Below are 17,978 nucleotides of genomic sequence, written 5' to 3'. Positions count from 1 at the left end.
TGGTGCACTAATTCAGTACAAATTATATTTACGAACTAAACTGAGCTTCGTATAACCTACTGTATCCTCCGCCACGCTCAATTAATTCATCATGTGAACCTTGTTCTGCAATACCGTCTTTATTTACAACGACGATTCGATCTGCATTTTTAATCGTTGCAAGTCTGTGAGCGATAACTAACGTTGTACGACCAGCTGCTAATTCAGCAAGTGATTTTTGAATTGCAAGTTCCGTCTCAGTATCTAGTGCGGAAGTAGCTTCATCTAGTATTAAAATTGGCGGGTTTTTCAAGAACATACGAGCAATTGCTAGACGCTGCTTCTGTCCACCAGAAAGTTTTACACCACGCTCACCGATAACAGTATCTAAACCGTCTGGTTGTGAGTAAATTAAGTCTTCTAACTGCGCACGTTTTACTGCCTGCCAAATTTCAGCTTCTGACGCCTTTAAGTTCCCGTAAGCAATATTTTCACGAATTGTTCCTGAGAATAAGAACACATCTTGCTGCACAATTCCAATTTGCTTACGAAGTGAAGATAATGTCATATCTTTCGTATCAATACCATCAATTTGAATTGATCCAGATGATTGCTCATAAAAACGTGGTAATAGGCTACATAACGTCGTTTTCCCTGCTCCTGATGGTCCAACGAACGCAACCGTTTCACCTGCATGTATGTTCAAACTAATATCATTTAAAATCGGTTCTTTATTTTCATATCCGAACGTAATGTTGTTATATTGAATATCACCATGTACCTGTTTAACTTCCATTGCATCTTTAGAGTCTACAATGTCAGGCTCTGTTTCAAGAAGCTCTACATACCTTTTAAAACCAGCGATTCCTTTCGGATAGCTTTCGATTACCGCGTTAATTTTTTCAATTGGACGGAAGAAAATATTCGTTAATAGAACGAATCCGATAAATCCACCGTATGTTAATTCTCCTTGCAGAACAAACCATGTACCGCATATTAATACGAAGAGCGTTACGAGACGCATGAGCATATAACTAATCGATGAATTTAAAGCCATAATTTTATACGCCATTAATTTCGTTGTACGGAAACGAGCGTTGTTCACAGCGAATTGCTCTTTCTCAAACTTTTCATTTCCGAATGCTTGTACAACGCGAATACCACCAACGTTGTTCTCAATACATGCATTGAAATCAGCAACGTCTGAGAATAAACGTCTAAATGTACCTGTCATTTTTTTATTGAAGTAAAGTGCTAACCATAATAGGAATGGAATGACGAAGAACGTTAATAACGCTAACTTCCAGTTGATCATCATCATAAATGAGAATGCCCCAACTAAAGTCATTACGGCGATAAATAAATCTTCTGGTCCATGGTGAGCAATTTCCCCAATTTCCATTAAATCGTTTGTAAGGCGCGAAATTAAATGACCTGTTTTATTATTATCAAAAAATCTGAATGATAGCTTTTGAATATGATCAAATAATTTCTGCCTCATATCTGTTTCAATATTAACACCAAGCATATGTCCCCAATATGTAACGACATATTGTAAGCCTGCATTTAACATATAAACTGCGAGTAAACCGAAACAAGCCCATAAAATAAGCGTCCAGTTTTGCCCTGGCAATAACTTATCAATAAATTGATTTACGATAAGCGGGAAGCCGAGTTCTAATAATCCTGCGACAACCGCACAAGAAAAGTCGAGTATAAATAAACCTTTATACGGTTTATAGTACGAGAAAAATTTACGCAGCATATCTTACCTCCATTTTCCAAAATTAAAAAGACTCCCTAAATGATAACCATTATCAAATAATTATTCAAGTTATCCGTCTATGAAACTGAAAATAAGCTTTGCGATAGCTGTCGTTTTTGGCCGGAAAGTCGATATATTCGAATAATCGCCGATATATTTCGAGTTACGCTGATATATTTGCAAAATCGCCGATATAAATTTCATTTACTAACTACCCTCCCCCAAAAAAACAAAAAAAGGTACCACCACAAGGTGATACCATTCCTTCTATTACATCGCTTCTGAATCCCACTCATGCTCCTGTTCAACGAATACAATACCTAATTCGTGATGTCCACCAGCATATAATGCAGTTTGTGCAAGACGAAGCTCACCATTTGTATCTAATACTTCTAATTTACAAAATGCTCCTGTCGTCTTCGTTTGAAGCGCATCATAAAATTCCTCGGCGCTTTTTGGAATGACTCCATTTACTTTCGTAATAATTTCTCCAGGCAGTAATTTCAGCTCTGCTCCAATTGTATTTGGAATTGTATCTAGTACAATGAGCCCATCATTGCGTGCAGCAAAATACGCTGGTCTTGTTTCATCGGCAATTTTCTCTTGCATCGAAATTGTGAAACGCCCAAGCATCGCGACTCCCATCGCGATAATTGCAAGTACGTGCCACCAGTAACTTGCGATTCCTAAAACGAGCACAAGTCCTGCTAATCCATAAACACGTCTTCCTGTAAATAATAAAGCTTCCGTCGGCTCATAACTTTTAATCTTTCTCATAAATCCAATTAAAAATGGAACGAGGAATAGAGAATATGTATTTGAACCTATTGAAACGACAGGCCACCATGAAATAAACTGCGTTACCGCATCACCCGGTACAAGAATAAAAATAGGAACGATCCATAAACGCTTTGATTCGTGTAAACCAATCTTTAATCCACGCTTCCCCTTCCTAATCTTCGGTGTAGAGTATCCTACCGCGTTTTTAGAAATCAATAAGCCTTCTACAATAAGCATAACGCCTAGCAAAATAGCAAGGGATACGATGGTATTCTCTTCACCTTCTCGAAGCTGTAAGAAGGAAACTGGTAGCTTAGAAGATAATAGAACACATACAATCGCAATGCTAAATGTATAAGCTGCCGATAAATATCGATACATAGCCGTTAATCCAAATAGTAATGTCCAAATTAAAATAGCCCATAAGCTTGCTTTAGAAACAACAAGTCCAAGCCCAATCGTAATAATAGATACTACTAATCCGTATCCAATCCCTGCAAATAGAGAGGTTCGCAGTTCAAACCAAATATCATAAACTTTAAAAGAAAAATCTTTTCGTTCTCTTAACATACGTAAGTATCCAACGAAGATACTACTTATTACAAATATATAGACAGCAGGGTGTAAGAAAAAACGTCCAACTGCCCGCATTATTTCAAAAATCCACGCCTCCACGAACTCATTCACCACCATTTATATCATTCTTTCTTTTTATATTATCACAACTAAACAAACGTTTGTTTAACACAAAAAAATACAGGCAGCAAACTGCCTGTATTTCTTCTTATTTTGCCATTAACTTTAATGCTGACTGTAATTGTAAATCATTTTCTCCAGAACGGATTTTTTCGATAATTTTAGTTTGAATCGCTTCAGCTGTCTTTTTATCAAGCTGTCCTGTCGCTTCCATCTCATTCGCATTTTGGAATGCTTTCAGCGCCGATTCTGTCTCTTTACTAAAGTATCCATCTTCACGACCTGGTACATACCCTAAGCTCTTAAGCATTTCTTGAGCATGTTTTACTTGTACATCATTTGAATTGTATGAAAGTGTTTTTTCAATTTGAATTGGTGTCGCATGATAATAATTTGGTTGCTTCACTTCTACTGTTGGTGCGATTCCTTTTTTATGAATCCAGTTCCCATCCGGTGTTAACCATTTAAACATTGTTAATTTAATGTTGCTGCCGTCTTTAAATGGAACAGCTTGCTGGACAGTACCTTTACCAAATGTTTTTTCACCAATTAAATCGTATCCTTCTCCTTCTTTCAGCGCACCCGCTAAAATCTCTGAAGCAGAAGCACTTCCATTATCAATTAATACTGAAATTGGATATGGTTTTCTCTCTTTCAGTTCCGTAGAGAATTTCTTCTTCTCACCATTTCGCTGCTCTACTTGTAGCATTGGCTTTTTATTCGTCATAATTTCCCCTAGTATATCTTCTACACTATTTAAATAGCCACCAGGATTACCACGCACGTCAATAACTAAGCCTTTTATATTTTTCTTCTCTAACTCTTTTAACTGATCCTTAAATTCCTTCGCTGTATTCTCAGCAAAAGAAGTGATTTGCATATAACCGATATCTTTTCCACTCTCTTGCTTCACAGAACTAAACACTGTAAAGATTGGAATCTTTTCACGCTTAATTTTAAATACAATCGGATCAGTTACTCCCGCACGTTTAATTTCAATTGCGACAGTCGTTCCCTTTTTACCACGAATTTTTAATACCGCTTCTTCACGTGATAAGTCTTTCACACTGTTTCCATCTACAGATAAAATTTGGTCATTCGGTTTAATTCCTATCTTTTCTGCTGGTGAACCTTTAATTGGCGATACGATAATAAGCTTATCGTCCGTCTTGTTCACCTCAGCCCCAATCCCCTCTAATTCAGGATCAAGCGATTCACTAAACTGTTTGGCTGTTTCTTTATCCATATACGTGGAATAAGGGTCCTTCAGCGTAGACAACATACCTTGTATTGCACCTTCAACTAACTTTTCATCTTTCACGTCTTCCACATAACGTGAATCAATTAGTGCATACGCCTCATTAATTTTTGCCAAATTCCCTTGCGCAGTGCTAGCATTCCCACTCGAAATTGTTTGCGTTACTTCTGCTGGGGTAACCCCAAATACAGACATGCCTGCAAACATTCCGCCAGCACCAATTAAAAATGCAACAACCATTCCAATAATTGCAACTCTACGTTTCAATGCGGAATTCCCCTTTCCAAAACACACAGGTGGTGTAGCAAAAGGCATCACACAGTGTGTGATGCCTTTACCTATTTCTACTATATGATAAGCTTGTACGAATTATGTTTGCAACTTTTTATACTTTTAAGAAGCGACGAATTGACATTACACTTCCCCACATACCGATTAAAGCACCGATTAACACTAGTAAACCAGCTAATTGGAATACGAAAGGACTGTATGGTAGAAGCTCGAAAATTGTTCCGCCAAGTTTTTCGTTAAACACACCTTGCAACGAATTATACGTAACTAGAATTAGGCCAATTGGAATAATTGATCCTAATACTCCTAAGAATAATCCCTCTAGCAAGAATGGCCAACGAATAAACCAGTTTGTTGCACCAACGAGTTTCATAATTTCAATTTCTGTACTACGAGCATAAATTGTAATTTTAATTGTATTAGAGATTAAGAACATCGCTGTGAATAAAAGACCAGCAATTAACGCAATCCCAATGTTACGACCAGTTTTTACAGTATCAAATAATCGTTCAACTTGCCCTTTTCCGTACTGAACATTACTGACAAACTGCATTTTTTCAACTTTCTTCGCGATTGTCGCTGTATCTGTTGGTTCTTTTGCTTTTACAACGAATACGTTTTTAAGTGGGTTATCTTGTTCAAATAACTCAAACGTTTTTCCACTATCACCTAAGCTTTTAATTAAACGTTTTAACTCTTCTTCTTTAGAAGAATATTTAATAGAATCTACTTTTGCAATCTTACTCATATCTTCTTCTAATTTCTTTTGATCAGCTTCTTTTGCAGCTGGATCAATGTGTACACGAATCTCTACATCTTGCTCTACTTTCGTCGCAAAATGGTTCATATTCATAATCGCTGTTAAAAAGACACCTACAAGTAATAATGTAACTGTTACTGCACTAACAGAAGCAAACGTCATCCATCCGTTACGTGATAGATTCTTTACACCTTCTCGCAAATGTCGACTAAGGGTCTTAGCCTTCATATCCGTATCCTCCCTCAATCTCGTCTCGAACAATTTTTCCGCCTTCAATCGCGATTACACGATGACGGATTGTATTTACGATATCTGCATTATGCGTCGCCATAACGATCGTTGTGCCGCGCTCATTAATGCGAGTAAAAATCTTCATAATATCAAGAGCTGTTTCAATATCTAAGTTACCTGTTGGCTCATCGGCAATTACAACCTTTGGTCTATTTACAATTGCTCTTGCAATAGCCACACGTTGTTGCTCCCCGCCCGAAAGTTCACTTGGGATTGCATCTGCACGATCTTCAAGACCTACAAGACCTAAAACTTCTGTTACGCGCTCACGAATTGCATCTGGTTCTTCTTCAATTACTTCTAAAGCAAACGCAACATTCTCATATACCGTTAATTTAGGTAGCAATTTAAAATCTTGGAAAATTACGCCTAATTGACGACGGAAATATGGAACATCTCTTTCTGCCAATGTTTCAATAACAAGTCCATTTACATTAATTGATCCTGTAGATGGCTTCTCTTCACGATACATCATTTTAATAAATGTAGATTTTCCGGCTCCACTCGGTCCAACTACGTATACGAACTCACCTTGTTTAATGTTAACTGTGAGACCAGCAATGGCTTTCATACCATTCGGGTACTCCTTATAAACATTCGTCATTTTTATCATTATTTATCACCCAATACTTAATGATTTTTTTCGAAATACTTTTCTGTACATCTGAAAATAAAAGACACCCTTTATTTTCGCCTGGTCTTTCTTGTTGAAGGCAGTTTACTTACGCTTTTTCATAAGCAATACTACTCTATGTAATATATTTCAGCAAAATTCTACAAAACCCATTGTAACATCAAACGGTTTCCAATTTGGATACATTTTTGTTACAGTTATGTTACATCCCAGAAAAAGGAAAACGAGTTGACTATATTATCAACTCGTCCATTTCACCTTTTTTATTTATGTTCAGCTAACCATTCAGATACTTTTTTCGCATCTTCACCTTGAATAAGTCCTGGCGACATTGAACCGCGGCCTTTTTTAATAATCTCTTCGATATCTGCAGCGTCGTACTTACCGCCTACTTTTCTTAAATCAGGTCCAGTTGCCCCTGATAAATCTGTCGCGTGACATCCAGCACAACTTCTTTGGAAAATTTGTTCTGCGCTGTCTGTGCTTGCAGACTGTTTCGAAGACTTACTCTCTTCTTTATTTCCGCATGCTCCTAAAGTAAAAACAACCGATGTCCCTAGCGCAATAGCCAACAATTTCTTTTTCAATTCTATCGCTCCCCATTGTTGATATTCTTTTTATTCTTAACACACTCATTTTCATTATAAGCATTATCTTTATATAGAAAAACCAAGGTGTATTTCATATTCCTCAAAAATACAGTGAGAACCTTGATAAAATAAAGCTTTCATAAGTTGTTTCAATTCTGTGAACAACTTAAAGAACTTCTATAAAGAATCCTTTTTAAAAGGAAAATTAGAAAAGTTCTTTATAAATCTTTCCCCTATTACCGCTCTATTTTACTATTCTCTACTTTTTACAAAACAATATACAGCATTGTAATCTACATATAATCCCATCAAAAAGAGAAGTTGTCGTTTCCAACTTCTCTTCCTCTTTACTTCATCTATAAAAATAAAATCAAATTCTTTCTATCCTCTATATCCTCAGCATGTGCCAACAATTTTGTTGGCTTTTTTTCGCTTATTAGATGCGAGAACGTAAGTAAGCATCAATAAATGGATCAATCTCTCCATCCATAACTGCTTGTACGTTACCAACCTCCGTATTTGTACGGTGGTCTTTTACAAGAGAATACGGGTGGAATACGTAAGAACGGATTTGGCTACCCCATCCGATTTCTTTTTGTTCCCCACGGATTTCATCTAATTGTGCCTGTTGCTCTTCTAGTTTCTTTTGATATAATTTCGCTTTTAACATCTTCATCGCATGCTCACGGTTTTTAATTTGTGAACGCTCTGACTGACACGTTACAACTGTATTTGTCGGTGTATGTGTAATACGAACTGCTGAATCTGTCGTATTTACGTGCTGTCCACCCGCTCCACTTGCGCGGTACGTATCAATTTTTAAATCTTCTGTACGTACTTCGATTTCAACTTCATCATTGAACTCTGGTACAACTTCACAAGATACAAACGATGTATGACGACGACCTGAAGAATCGAATGGTGAAATACGTACAAGACGATGTACACCTTTCTCTGCTTTTAAGTAACCGTAAGCGTTATGACCTTTAATTAATAAAGTTACACTCTTAATACCAGCTTCATCACCTGGTAAATAGTCAACCGTTTCTACTTTAAAACCACGTTTTTCAGCCCAACGTGTATACATACGTAATAACATAGAACCCCAGTCTTGTGACTCAGTTCCACCTGCACCTGGATGTAATTCTAAAATCGCATTATTTTTATCATAAGGATCACTTAATAGTAACTGAAGCTCATACTCATTCATTTCTTGAATTAAGCCTTTTACTTCTGATTCTAATTCCTCATGTAAATCTTCATCATATTCTTCTTTTAAAAGCTCATGCGTTACTTCTAAATTTTCGAACGTCTCATCTAACTGACGGAAACTTCCAACCATATCTTTTAACGCATTCGCTTCATTAATTACAACTTGTGCGCCTTGTTGGTCATCCCAAAATCCTGCGCCCATCATTTTTTCTTCTAATTCTGCAATTTGGTTCTCCTTAGTAGGGAGGTCAAAGAGACCCCCTAAAAGCCGCTAATCGCTTAGCCATTTTCTCTAATTCCTGTCTAATTTCTACTAATTCCATTTCCTTCACCTCTATGTAATTGCTGTTACTTTCGTATGAAAACAAGGGAAACTCTCTCCACTTATTACGGAGAGAGTTTAATTCTTCTTAATTATACATTTTTGATATAAAAGTTTGCAAAGCAGCCAAAGCTACCGCCCTATATTACTGAACAATACCACAGCAGTTTTTATATTTTTTACCGCTACCACATTTACATAAATCGTTGCGGCCCACTTGGTCACCTTTTACAACTGGCTTTTTCTTCGCTTCTTCGCCATCGCTAGATGGATGAACAGCTTCACCTTGAACAACTTCTTGACGTTCTAAGTTTTGTTCAATTTCAGCTTTCATAATGTAACGAGAAATTTCCTCTTCAATAGAAGCAACCATTGACTCGAACATCGCGAATCCTTCCATTTGGTACTCACGAAGTGGATCAATTTGACCGTAAGCACGTAAATGAATACCTTCACGAAGGTGATCCATCGCATCAATATGCTCTGTCCATTTCGTATCTACAACGCGGAATACAACAACCTTCTCAAACTCACGCATTTGCTCTTCTGGCATAAGCTTTTCTTTGTCATTGTAACGCTCTATTAATTTCGCGATGATCGGTTCGCTCATTTCCTCAGGAGCAAGGCGACGTAATTCTTCTTCTTTTATGTCTCCTTCTTGAAGAAGGTTTGTATTTAAGTAGTCAACAAGACCTTTAATGTTCCAATCCTCTTCAATTTCCTCTTGTGTATGAAGCGCAACAGCACGTTCTACTGTAGATTTCATCATACCTTCAATAATGCCACGTAAGTTTTCCGATTCCATTACTTCTTGACGTTGCTTATAAATAACTTCACGTTGCTGACGAAGTACATCATCGTATTGTAATAACTGCTTACGTGCATCATAGTTATTTCCTTCAACACGTTTTTGTGCAGACTCTACCGCACGAGAAACCATTTTACTTTCAATTGGCTGAGAATCATCCATACCAAGACGATCCATCATTGCTTTCATATTATCTGAACCAAATCGGCGCATTAATTCATCTTCCATTGATAAGTAGAACTGCGTCACACCAGGGTCCCCTTGACGACCAGCACGACCACGTAACTGATTATCAATACGACGGCTTTCATGACGTTCTGTACCGATAACTGCTAGACCGAAGATTTTCACATCGTCTCCAAGCTTGATATCTGTACCACGACCAGCCATATTCGTTGCGATCGTTACAGCACCTTTCATACCAGCTTCTGCAATGATATCTGCTTCACGCGCATGGTTTTTCGCATTTAAAATGTTATGACGTACACCTTTACGCGTTAACATTTTTGAAATAAGCTCTGAAGTTTCAATTGCAACTGTACCTACAAGAATAGGTTGCCCTTGTTTATGACGATTCACAATATCCTCAACAACTGCATTGAACTTACCTTCCATTGATTTAAAGATTAAATCGGCACGATCATCACGAATAATCGGTTTGTTTGTTGGAATTACGATAACATTCATATTGTAAATACTACGGAATTCTTCTTCTTCCGTTTTCGCTGTACCAGTCATACCAGATAACTTTTCATACATACGGAAATAGTTCTGGAACGTAATTGTTGCAAGCGTCATACTTTCATTTTGAATTTCTACACCTTCTTTTGCTTCAATCGCTTGGTGCAAACCTTCGCTATAGCGACGACCTTTCATAAGACGACCAGTGAATTGGTCTACAATTACGATTTCGCCCTCTTGTACAACATAATCTGTATCACGATGCATAACAACGTGTGCACGAAGCGCCTGATTAATATGGTGAAGAAGTGCTACATGTTTTAAATCGAATAAGTTTTCAATATGGAAAGCTTTCTCTGCTTTCGTAATACCATCTTCTGTTAACATTACATTTTTCGTTTTCACATCAAATGAATACTCTTTTTCATTTTCTAACGTACGAACGAATGCATTTGCAAACATGTATAGCTCTGTTGATTTTTGAGCTTGTCCCGAAATAATAAGCGGCGTACGCGCTTCATCGACTAAAATAGAATCGACTTCATCGATAATAGCAAAGTGAAGTGGACGTTGAACGCACTGCTCTTTATATAAAACCATGTTGTCACGTAAGTAATCGAATCCAAGCTCATTATTTGTGCTATACGTAATATCAGCAGCATAAGCCTCTTGTTTCTCTTCGCGTGACATACTATTTAAGTTAATTCCTACCGTTAAGCCAAGGAACTCATGAAGTTGTCCCATTTCGTTCGCATCACGTTGTGCTAAGTATTCATTGACTGTAACAACGTGAACACCTTTTCCTGTTAAAGCATTTAAATATACAGGTAATGTAGATGTTAACGTTTTACCTTCACCCGTTTTCATCTCAGAAATATTCCCTTCATGTAAGGCAATACCCCCCATTAACTGTACGCCATATGGACGCATTCCAAGAACACGAGTTGCCGCTTCGCGAACAACTGCAAAAGCTTCAGGTAGTAGATCATCTACTGTTTCACCTTTTGTTAGACGTTCTTTAAATTCAAGCGTCTTTCCTTTTAATTGTTCATCAGTTAGTGGCTTAATAGATGACTCTAATGCATCAATTTGCTCAACTGTCTTTTGCATACGTTTAATTTGGCGTTGGTTTACATCAAACACCTTTTTTAAAATACCGATCATAGGAAATACGCTCCTCTTTTTATTAAAATAAAACTTCCGATTGTTTTTCTTTTTCTCTATTACAATCAGTCGTTATAAAAATCAAATGTATGTTATGCCAATTTTTCTCCTAATTAAAAAAACTAAAATGTATATACCTAATGATAATTGTAACACTTGTCTTATAACTATGACAACAATCGGCCGAATGTCTCGTGCTAAATTAAGAAAAGTTTTTTAAAAATCTATTTTCAGCAAAAAAAGCGCAGCCATTTCGGCTGCGCTTTTGAATTATTATTTAGTTTCGATTAAACCGTATTTCCCATCTTTACGGCCATATACAACATTAGTTTCATTTGTATCAGCATTTGTGAAGACGAAGAAATTATGTCCTAGCATATCCATTTGTAGGATCGCTTCTTCAACGTCCATCGGTTTTAAATCGAATCGTTTTGTACGTACAAGTTCTAATTCATCCTCTTCTACCGCATCCAGAACAGCTACTGCTTCTGGAAGGATAAAGTTCGTTTTCATAGAACCTTTCTCACGTAACTTACGATTTACCTTTGTTTTATGTTTACGAATTTGTCGCTCAAGTTTATCAACTACTAAATCGATAGCAGCGTACATATCGCTATTAGTTTCTTCTGCACGAAGTAATAAATCAGTAAATGGTATTGTTACCTCGACACGTTGCTTGTCAGAGTATACTTTTAAATTAACTTTAATCTCTGGGAATGTATCAAAATAACGCTCTAACTTACTTAGTTTTTTCTCTACATATTCCTTTAATGCTGGAGTTACTTCAATATTTTCACCACGAATGTTGAATTTCATAGATGAATTCCTCCTTTCAAGCCTATGTACTATAATTTCGACACTGGCTTAAAAACTCCTTCTAACTTTTTTAAAAAAATTAGTGGAATTGCGATTTTTTTATCGTTTTTTGTTGAAATGAAAAGATGCATCGTTTCTATCTTTATTTTATCCTATTAACATCGTGAATAACGAATATAACTGTGGACAATTCGTTACAGAAAAGAAACAACTTTTTGACAACTTACCCTATAACAAAAAACCCCTTGCGAAAAACAAGAGGTTCTACTACATATATATAACGTTGCCACAAACGCAGCTTTCTCTTCCCAAAACAATATCCCCTACAGTTTCACAACATTAGCTGCTTGTGGTCCACGTGCTCCATCTACAATGTCAAACTCTACTTGTTGCCCTTCTTCTAATGACTTATACCCATCTTGTTGAATAGCAGAAAAATGGACAAATACATCGTCACCATCTTCACGCTCAATAAACCCAAATCCCTTTTCTGCATTGAACCATTTCACTCTTCCTTGCATGTTCATTCCATTCCCTTCACTCTAAAAATCAGGGCATTCGCCCCATATTTTGACTATAACGAATGACAACATATGAAGTCAAAGAAGACTTATCGCCTTTTTATTATCCCTTTCGACACTGCCATATTAACTTCTACAAAGTGTCAAACTAGATACTTCCCTTGCCCCTCTTTCATATAACAAACTTCCGATTTGCCTAACTGTAATTCCAGTCGTATACACATCATCAACGAGTAAAATATGTTGCCCAGAAAACATCTCTTCTCCCTGAAAATAAAAAGGATTGCTTCCTGACACCCTTTCTTTACGTGTCTTCTTACTTTGCTTTTCTGTTTCCCTTCTTCTTAATGATGGATAAGAAATTTTGACAGGTAAACAAGTTGCTAATAACTCAGCTTGATTAAAACCACGTTCAACTTCCCTTTCCTTACTAAGCGGAACAGCGATAACGGTTGAAACATTAGCAAAATACTTTTGAAATAAACTTCGAAAAGGACGATAAAAAATGCGCACTAACTCTGCATCCCCCCGAAACTTAAACTGCGCTACTATTTCTTTCATCTCATCATCATACATATATAACGAACGGTTTTTAAAAGAACGATACTCCGCCTCTTTCATCCACCTTAGACAATCTATACAAATTCCGTCTTCTTGAAATGAGGCAGGAACATATTCTAAAGGCCGCCCACACTCCATGCAAATTTCTCCTATAATATAGGAAAGTTTCTGCTCACATCTATCACATATATATTTTCTATGACACTTTACAAAAAAATTGTACCAACTAACCGTTTCTACAAAACACTCATCACAAAGTAAACAATGCATTAATCGATCAATCCTTGTTCTTTCGCATTTTTATTCATACCTTGAATATGTTTTTTCGCGTGCACCATCGCCTCTGTCTTACCATAGTGAAAATAAACGACCTCTCCATACGGTGCTTCAAAGCTCCGCCCTGCTCGGCCCGCAATTTGTACGAGTGCACTTTCTGAGAATATTTCTTCTTCCGCCCCTAAAACCGCTACTTGCAAATTTTTTACTGTTACGCCTCGCTCTAAAATTGTCGTTGTAACTAATAATGGGATTTCTCCTTTTCTGAAAGCCGCTACTTTTTCTTTTCTACCCGGATCTTCTGCATGTACACCTTCAATTCGCTTGTTTAATGACTTTAACAACAGGCTTATCTCTTCTATATATCGCACATGGGGGACAAATAAAAAAATAGGATATTTTTTATTTAAGTACGTTTGTAACCACTGTAGTAAAACTCGAGGAATTCTTTTATGAATGAGGCTTTTTTTCCAATTCCCGCACCAACAAAATAAAGGAACTGGCAAAGGATGACGGTGATATCGTCCAGAAACAATAACACCTTTTTGTTCACCTCTTCTAAATTTTTGCTTCCACGTTTCATCTGGAGTCGCAGTTAAATAAATACGCGCCGCTCTTTCTTTCATCGCTTGTTTTACCGCGTACTGTAACATTTGATCTGCACAATATGGAAAAGCATCTATCTCATCTACAACCATGACATGAAACGCCCTATAATAACGCAATAATTGATGCGTGGTTGCAACGACTAGTACTGCATCTTTTTCTTTATCCACACTCCCTCCATATAAAGCCGCTACCTTTATATATGGAAATACTTCTTGTAATCTCGGTGCTAATTCCAGAACAACATCCGTTCTCGGCGTTGCGATACAAACTCTTTCTCCTTTTTGAAGCGCTTCGTTAATACCGTAAAACAACATCTCTGTTTTCCCAGCCCCGCATACAGCCCAAATAAAAAATGATTCTTTTCGCTTAATAGCCTCTATAACTCCTTGCGCCGCCAAATTCTGACCAGTAGACAACGTTCCGCTCCACCGTAACAAGTTTAAATTCTTTTCTCTCTTTCTTTCAGCAATCCCGCGAACAAGTACAGCACATTCACTTACCCTCCCCATCGTTATACACTTCCGGCAATATGTGCACACTTTACTGCATCTTTTACATAAAAACGACGCAAATAGCCGCTGTTCTATATTTCCACAGCGCTGACATACATATTTAGAAGCCTTCTTTTTTACACCTTGTACACACACGACCTCTCCCTTCTTTTTCAAATCATTTAATTCCCTCTGTAAATCTGAAGAAAGTTCGTCTAATAGCAACTGTTTCCCCGCTAGCATCGACAATCACCTCCAGCACTACTATAAACCCTTCTTCAAATCCCGTAAAAACTCAAAAAAGTCGATAACCTACTTATAAAATAGTAAGCTATCGACTTTATACACGTTTTTTATTCTTTTATAAATCCTAGAATCGACCGTAACCTAAGAAATGTTTTTGGTTATATGAGCTGTTGATATCACCGTATGCAATTCCTTTATCACTAGCATGAATCATTTGGCCATTACCAACGTAAATACCGATGTGAGATGGACCTGCTTTATAAGTACCTTGGAAGAATACTAAGTCTCCTGGTTGTGGGCTACCTACTTTAGAAACTGAGTTCCAGTAACCTGCAACGTCTTGACGACCTACACCAAAAATGTAAGAAATGAATCCACTACAATCAAAACCACCGTTTGATGGAGATGCACTTCCCCAAACATATGGTAAACCTAAGTAGCTTTGCGCTTTACCAATTACGCCACCCACATTTGGAGCTGGCTTTTTCTCTTCTTGTTTAGGTGCTTCTTTCTTAGGCTCTTCTTTTTTTGGTTCCTCTTTTTTAGGTTCTTCTTTTTTAGGCTCTTCTTTTTGAGCTTGTCCACCATTGTTTGCTGGCGCAGCTTGCTCTGCAGGTGCTTGTGCTGGCTGAGCTTGCGCAGCTTTAGCAGCTTGCTCTGCTTGTTTTTGAGCAGCAGCTTCTTGTGCAGCTTTTGCTTGTGCTTCTTCTTCTGCAATGCGTTGTAATTGTAACGCTTGTTTCTCAAGCTCTTTCAATTGACCTTCCGTACTTGTCATTGAAGTTACAACTGTATCCATTTTACCGCTTAAATCGTTTACCGCTGTTGCTTTTTTCTCTTTTTCAGCGTCAAGTTCCTTCTTAGCAGTTTCAATTTGAGCTTGTGCTTCTTTTAATTCTTTTTGTTTCTCTTTTACCGTTGCAACATCTTTTTTCACACTAGCTTGATCTTCTTGCTGTGTTTTCATGATATCTTCATCAGACTCAAGAATTTTAGAAACAGAAGTTAAACGATCAACTAAATCTGCAACGTTTTTAGAGTTTACAAGAACTTCTGTTACAACGTTCGTATTTGGCTGTTCTTGAAGTGCAACTAAACGCTTTCTTAATAACTCTTCACGTTTTGCAATCTTCGTTTGTAATTCTGCAATATCTTTATTTTTCTTTTCAATTAATTGCTCAGTATCAGAAACTTTTTTCGTTGTTTCATCAAGCTTTGCAGCATTCTCTTGAACAGACTTATCTAAACCTTGAATTGTTTTGTTTAAGTCATTCATTTGTTTTTGTAATTCATCACGTTCTTGTTGTTGTTTATGTAAAGTGTCATTTTGTGTATTAATTTGTGATTTCACGTCAGAAATTTTATCTTCTGCAAATACATTTGGTGTTAGCCCTGAAAACATTAACCCTGCAACTAATGCGCAAGATGCCATTTTTAGCTTTTTCATTTTATTTTTTACACCGCTTTCTTTTTTCTTTTTCCGTATATAACCTATAAAATTTATACCATAATTCGGGATTTTTTTTGCTAATGTTACGTTTTTGTAAAACAAATGTAATATTATATGTAGCTCTAGCGCAAAATTCGTATACTTTTGTATATATGTGTAGAAATTTATATACTTTTCTCACTTCTGTAAACAAAGAAAAAACGTAAGGAATCCCTTACGTTTTATTAAATATACGAATACAAATGAAATTTTACTTCATCCATTTCTCCGCCCAATTTTGGACCTCATCCATAACACTTTCTAACGCTTTTCCCTTGTCAGTTAAGCCATACTCGATTCGAACTGGTACTTCTGGATAGACATTACGAACTACAATGCCCTCGCTTTCCAATTCCTTCAAACGCTCTGACAACATACGATCGCTCATATTTGGGATAATATCCGCGATTTCTCTAAAACGTTTCGACTCTTCAAGCAAAGATTTAATAATTAAGCCAGTCCACTTCTTACTAAGCAGAGTAAAAGCTGACTCAAACTTTGGACATAAACAAGAATTATGCTCCATATGTTTCACCTCTCTTCTATTATAATATAGTTTCTTGTAAAAAGTAAGTTATAAAACTTTCCTCATTATTTTATTTTACGTACATTTTACCATTTCCAAATATTAACTTGTCAACTAAACGTAACATACCCGTAAAAAAACCCTCTTAAAAAGAGAGCTTTTTATATCTTTATTACTTCGTATACCATCCAAGACCTAATGCACCTTCACCTAAGTGCGTACCAATTACAGCTCCAAAATAACCTGTACGAATTGTGACGTGAGGATATTTTGCTTCTAATTCTTTCTTCCATTCATTCGCTTCCTCTTCACGTTGCGCATGAATGATAACTGCTTCCATAGGTACACCTTTACTTGCTTGCTCATCAAAAATTTCAATGATACGTTTTAATGCTTTTTTACGTGTACGAATCTTTTCAAACGGAATAATGATTTTATCTCTAAAATATAAAACTGGCTTCACTTGTAACAGACTGCCGATGAAAGCTTGCGCGCTATTTAATCGACCACCACGTTGTAAATGATGTAAATCATCAACTACAAAATAGGCGTCCATCGTTTTCTTCATTTCATCAAAACGAGCAATAATCTCTTTTGGACTCTTTCCTTCACTTGCTAACCTTGCACCTTCACGCACATAAAATCCTTGTACTTCACAACTAATTTCAGAGTCATACGTGTATACATCAATACCCTCTACCATCTGTCCAGCTGTCGTTGATGTTTGATATGTACCACTAATTCCACTTGATAGGTGAATACTAATAACTGCATCATAATCTTTAGCTAGTTCTTCATATAGCTCAACAAACTTTCCGATTGCTGGTTGAGAAGTTTTTGGAAGTTCCTCTTGTTCACGTACTTTCACATAAAAATCATCTGCTGAAATTTCAGCTTCTTCTTGATAAGATTCTGTTCCAAACACAACGTTTAATGGAATCATATATATATTGAGTTCATCACGGATTTGCTTCGGTATATATGCTGTACTATCAGTAACAATAGCTATTTTCATTTTCGTACCTGCCTTATAAAAAGTTTTATTTCCTAATTTTACACGAAAACTACAAATGGTGCATCCATACAGGGAAATGCCGGTTGAAATTATACTCACCATCTCGACAAATTACAACAAAAAGATAAAATACTCACCAAAAACTTCAGCCTATTTAGAAAAAATGTTTGAATATAAAAAGGCTCGCTTTTAAAATG

Annotated in this window: 15 protein-coding genes; all 15 read right to left on the bottom strand. The window is 36.8% G+C overall.

What is annotated here, in order from left to right; all coding sequences use genetic code 11:
* Nucleotides 1–28: 28 nt before the first annotated feature.
* Nucleotides 29–1,744, bottom strand: coding sequence for an ABC transporter ATP-binding protein (locus CQ064_RS12715; protein ID WP_000944629.1), 1,716 nt, complete (start codon nucleotides 1,742–1,744; stop codon nucleotides 29–31).
* Nucleotides 1,745–2,014: 270 nt separating this feature from the next.
* Nucleotides 2,015–3,217, bottom strand: a complete 1,203-nt coding sequence (locus tag CQ064_RS12710; RefSeq protein ID WP_000261251.1) for a PDZ domain-containing protein — start codon at nucleotides 3,215–3,217, stop codon at nucleotides 2,015–2,017.
* Nucleotides 3,218–3,308: 91 nt separating this feature from the next.
* A complete protein-coding gene (locus tag CQ064_RS12705) occupies nucleotides 3,309–4,745 on the bottom strand; it encodes a S41 family peptidase (protein ID WP_000830318.1) in 1,437 nt (478 codons plus the stop codon).
* A gap of 118 nt (nucleotides 4,746–4,863) precedes the next feature.
* Nucleotides 4,864–5,757 carry a permease-like cell division protein FtsX gene (gene ftsX / locus CQ064_RS12700; RefSeq protein WP_000645028.1) on the bottom strand — a complete coding sequence of 298 codons (894 nt, stop codon included), beginning with the start codon at nucleotides 5,755–5,757 and terminating at the stop codon, nucleotides 4,864–4,866.
* Entirely contained in the window at nucleotides 5,747–6,433 is a 687-nt protein-coding gene (gene ftsE, locus CQ064_RS12695; protein WP_000594326.1) for a cell division ATP-binding protein FtsE, read from the bottom strand. The genes ftsX and ftsE overlap by 11 nt, the downstream gene beginning before the upstream one ends.
* Before the next feature lie 284 nt (nucleotides 6,434–6,717).
* Complete coding sequence (gene cccB, locus CQ064_RS12690; protein WP_000727975.1) at nucleotides 6,718–7,041, bottom strand: cytochrome c551; 324 nt, start codon at nucleotides 7,039–7,041, stop codon at nucleotides 6,718–6,720.
* Between the two features lie 439 nt (nucleotides 7,042–7,480).
* A protein-coding gene (gene prfB, locus CQ064_RS12680) for a peptide chain release factor 2 (RefSeq protein ID WP_096001455.1) occupies nucleotides 7,481–8,579 on the bottom strand; the annotation gives its coding sequence in 2 pieces (ribosomal slippage) (nucleotides 7,481–8,506 and nucleotides 8,508–8,579; 1,098 coding nt in all).
* Nucleotides 8,580–8,723: 144 nt separating this feature from the next.
* Nucleotides 8,724–11,231 carry a preprotein translocase subunit SecA gene (gene secA / locus CQ064_RS12675; protein WP_000579372.1) on the bottom strand — a complete coding sequence of 836 codons (2,508 nt, stop codon included), beginning with the start codon at nucleotides 11,229–11,231 and terminating at the stop codon, nucleotides 8,724–8,726.
* Between the two features lie 273 nt (nucleotides 11,232–11,504).
* Nucleotides 11,505–12,047: a ribosome hibernation-promoting factor, HPF/YfiA family gene (gene hpf, locus CQ064_RS12670; protein ID WP_000671189.1), complete on the bottom strand. Its 543-nt coding sequence runs from the start codon at nucleotides 12,045–12,047 to the stop codon at nucleotides 11,505–11,507.
* A 323-nt stretch (nucleotides 12,048–12,370) separates the two neighbouring features.
* Nucleotides 12,371–12,568 carry a cold shock protein CspC gene (gene cspC, locus CQ064_RS12665; RefSeq protein WP_001990088.1) on the bottom strand — a complete coding sequence of 66 codons (198 nt, stop codon included), beginning with the start codon at nucleotides 12,566–12,568 and terminating at the stop codon, nucleotides 12,371–12,373.
* A 126-nt stretch (nucleotides 12,569–12,694) separates the two neighbouring features.
* A complete protein-coding gene (locus CQ064_RS12660) occupies nucleotides 12,695–13,399 on the bottom strand; it encodes a ComFC family protein (RefSeq protein WP_021036092.1) in 705 nt (234 codons plus the stop codon).
* Entirely contained in the window at nucleotides 13,399–14,748 is a 1,350-nt protein-coding gene (comFA, locus tag CQ064_RS12655; RefSeq protein ID WP_000879411.1) for an ATP-dependent helicase ComFA, read from the bottom strand. The genes CQ064_RS12660 and comFA overlap by 1 nt, the downstream gene beginning before the upstream one ends.
* Nucleotides 14,749–14,875: 127 nt before the next feature.
* On the bottom strand, nucleotides 14,876–16,303 hold the full coding sequence (locus tag CQ064_RS12650; protein WP_000499486.1) for a C40 family peptidase: 1,428 nt from the start codon (nucleotides 16,301–16,303) through the stop codon (nucleotides 14,876–14,878).
* Nucleotides 16,304–16,451: 148 nt separating this feature from the next.
* Nucleotides 16,452–16,766: a winged helix-turn-helix transcriptional regulator gene (locus CQ064_RS12645; RefSeq protein WP_000400857.1), complete on the bottom strand. Its 315-nt coding sequence runs from the start codon at nucleotides 16,764–16,766 to the stop codon at nucleotides 16,452–16,454.
* A gap of 172 nt (nucleotides 16,767–16,938) precedes the next feature.
* Nucleotides 16,939–17,781, bottom strand: coding sequence for a DegV family protein (locus CQ064_RS12635; RefSeq protein WP_000684727.1), 843 nt, complete (start codon nucleotides 17,779–17,781; stop codon nucleotides 16,939–16,941).
* Between the last annotated feature and the right edge of the window lie 197 nt (nucleotides 17,782–17,978).

The organism is Bacillus sp. MYb78 (genome assembly GCF_002975115.1).
Lineage (GTDB): Bacteria > Bacillota > Bacilli > Bacillales > Bacillaceae_G > Bacillus_A > Bacillus_A cereus.
The sequence above is the reverse complement of the archived record's forward strand: the minus strand, read 5'-3'. Positions and strand labels throughout refer to the sequence as shown.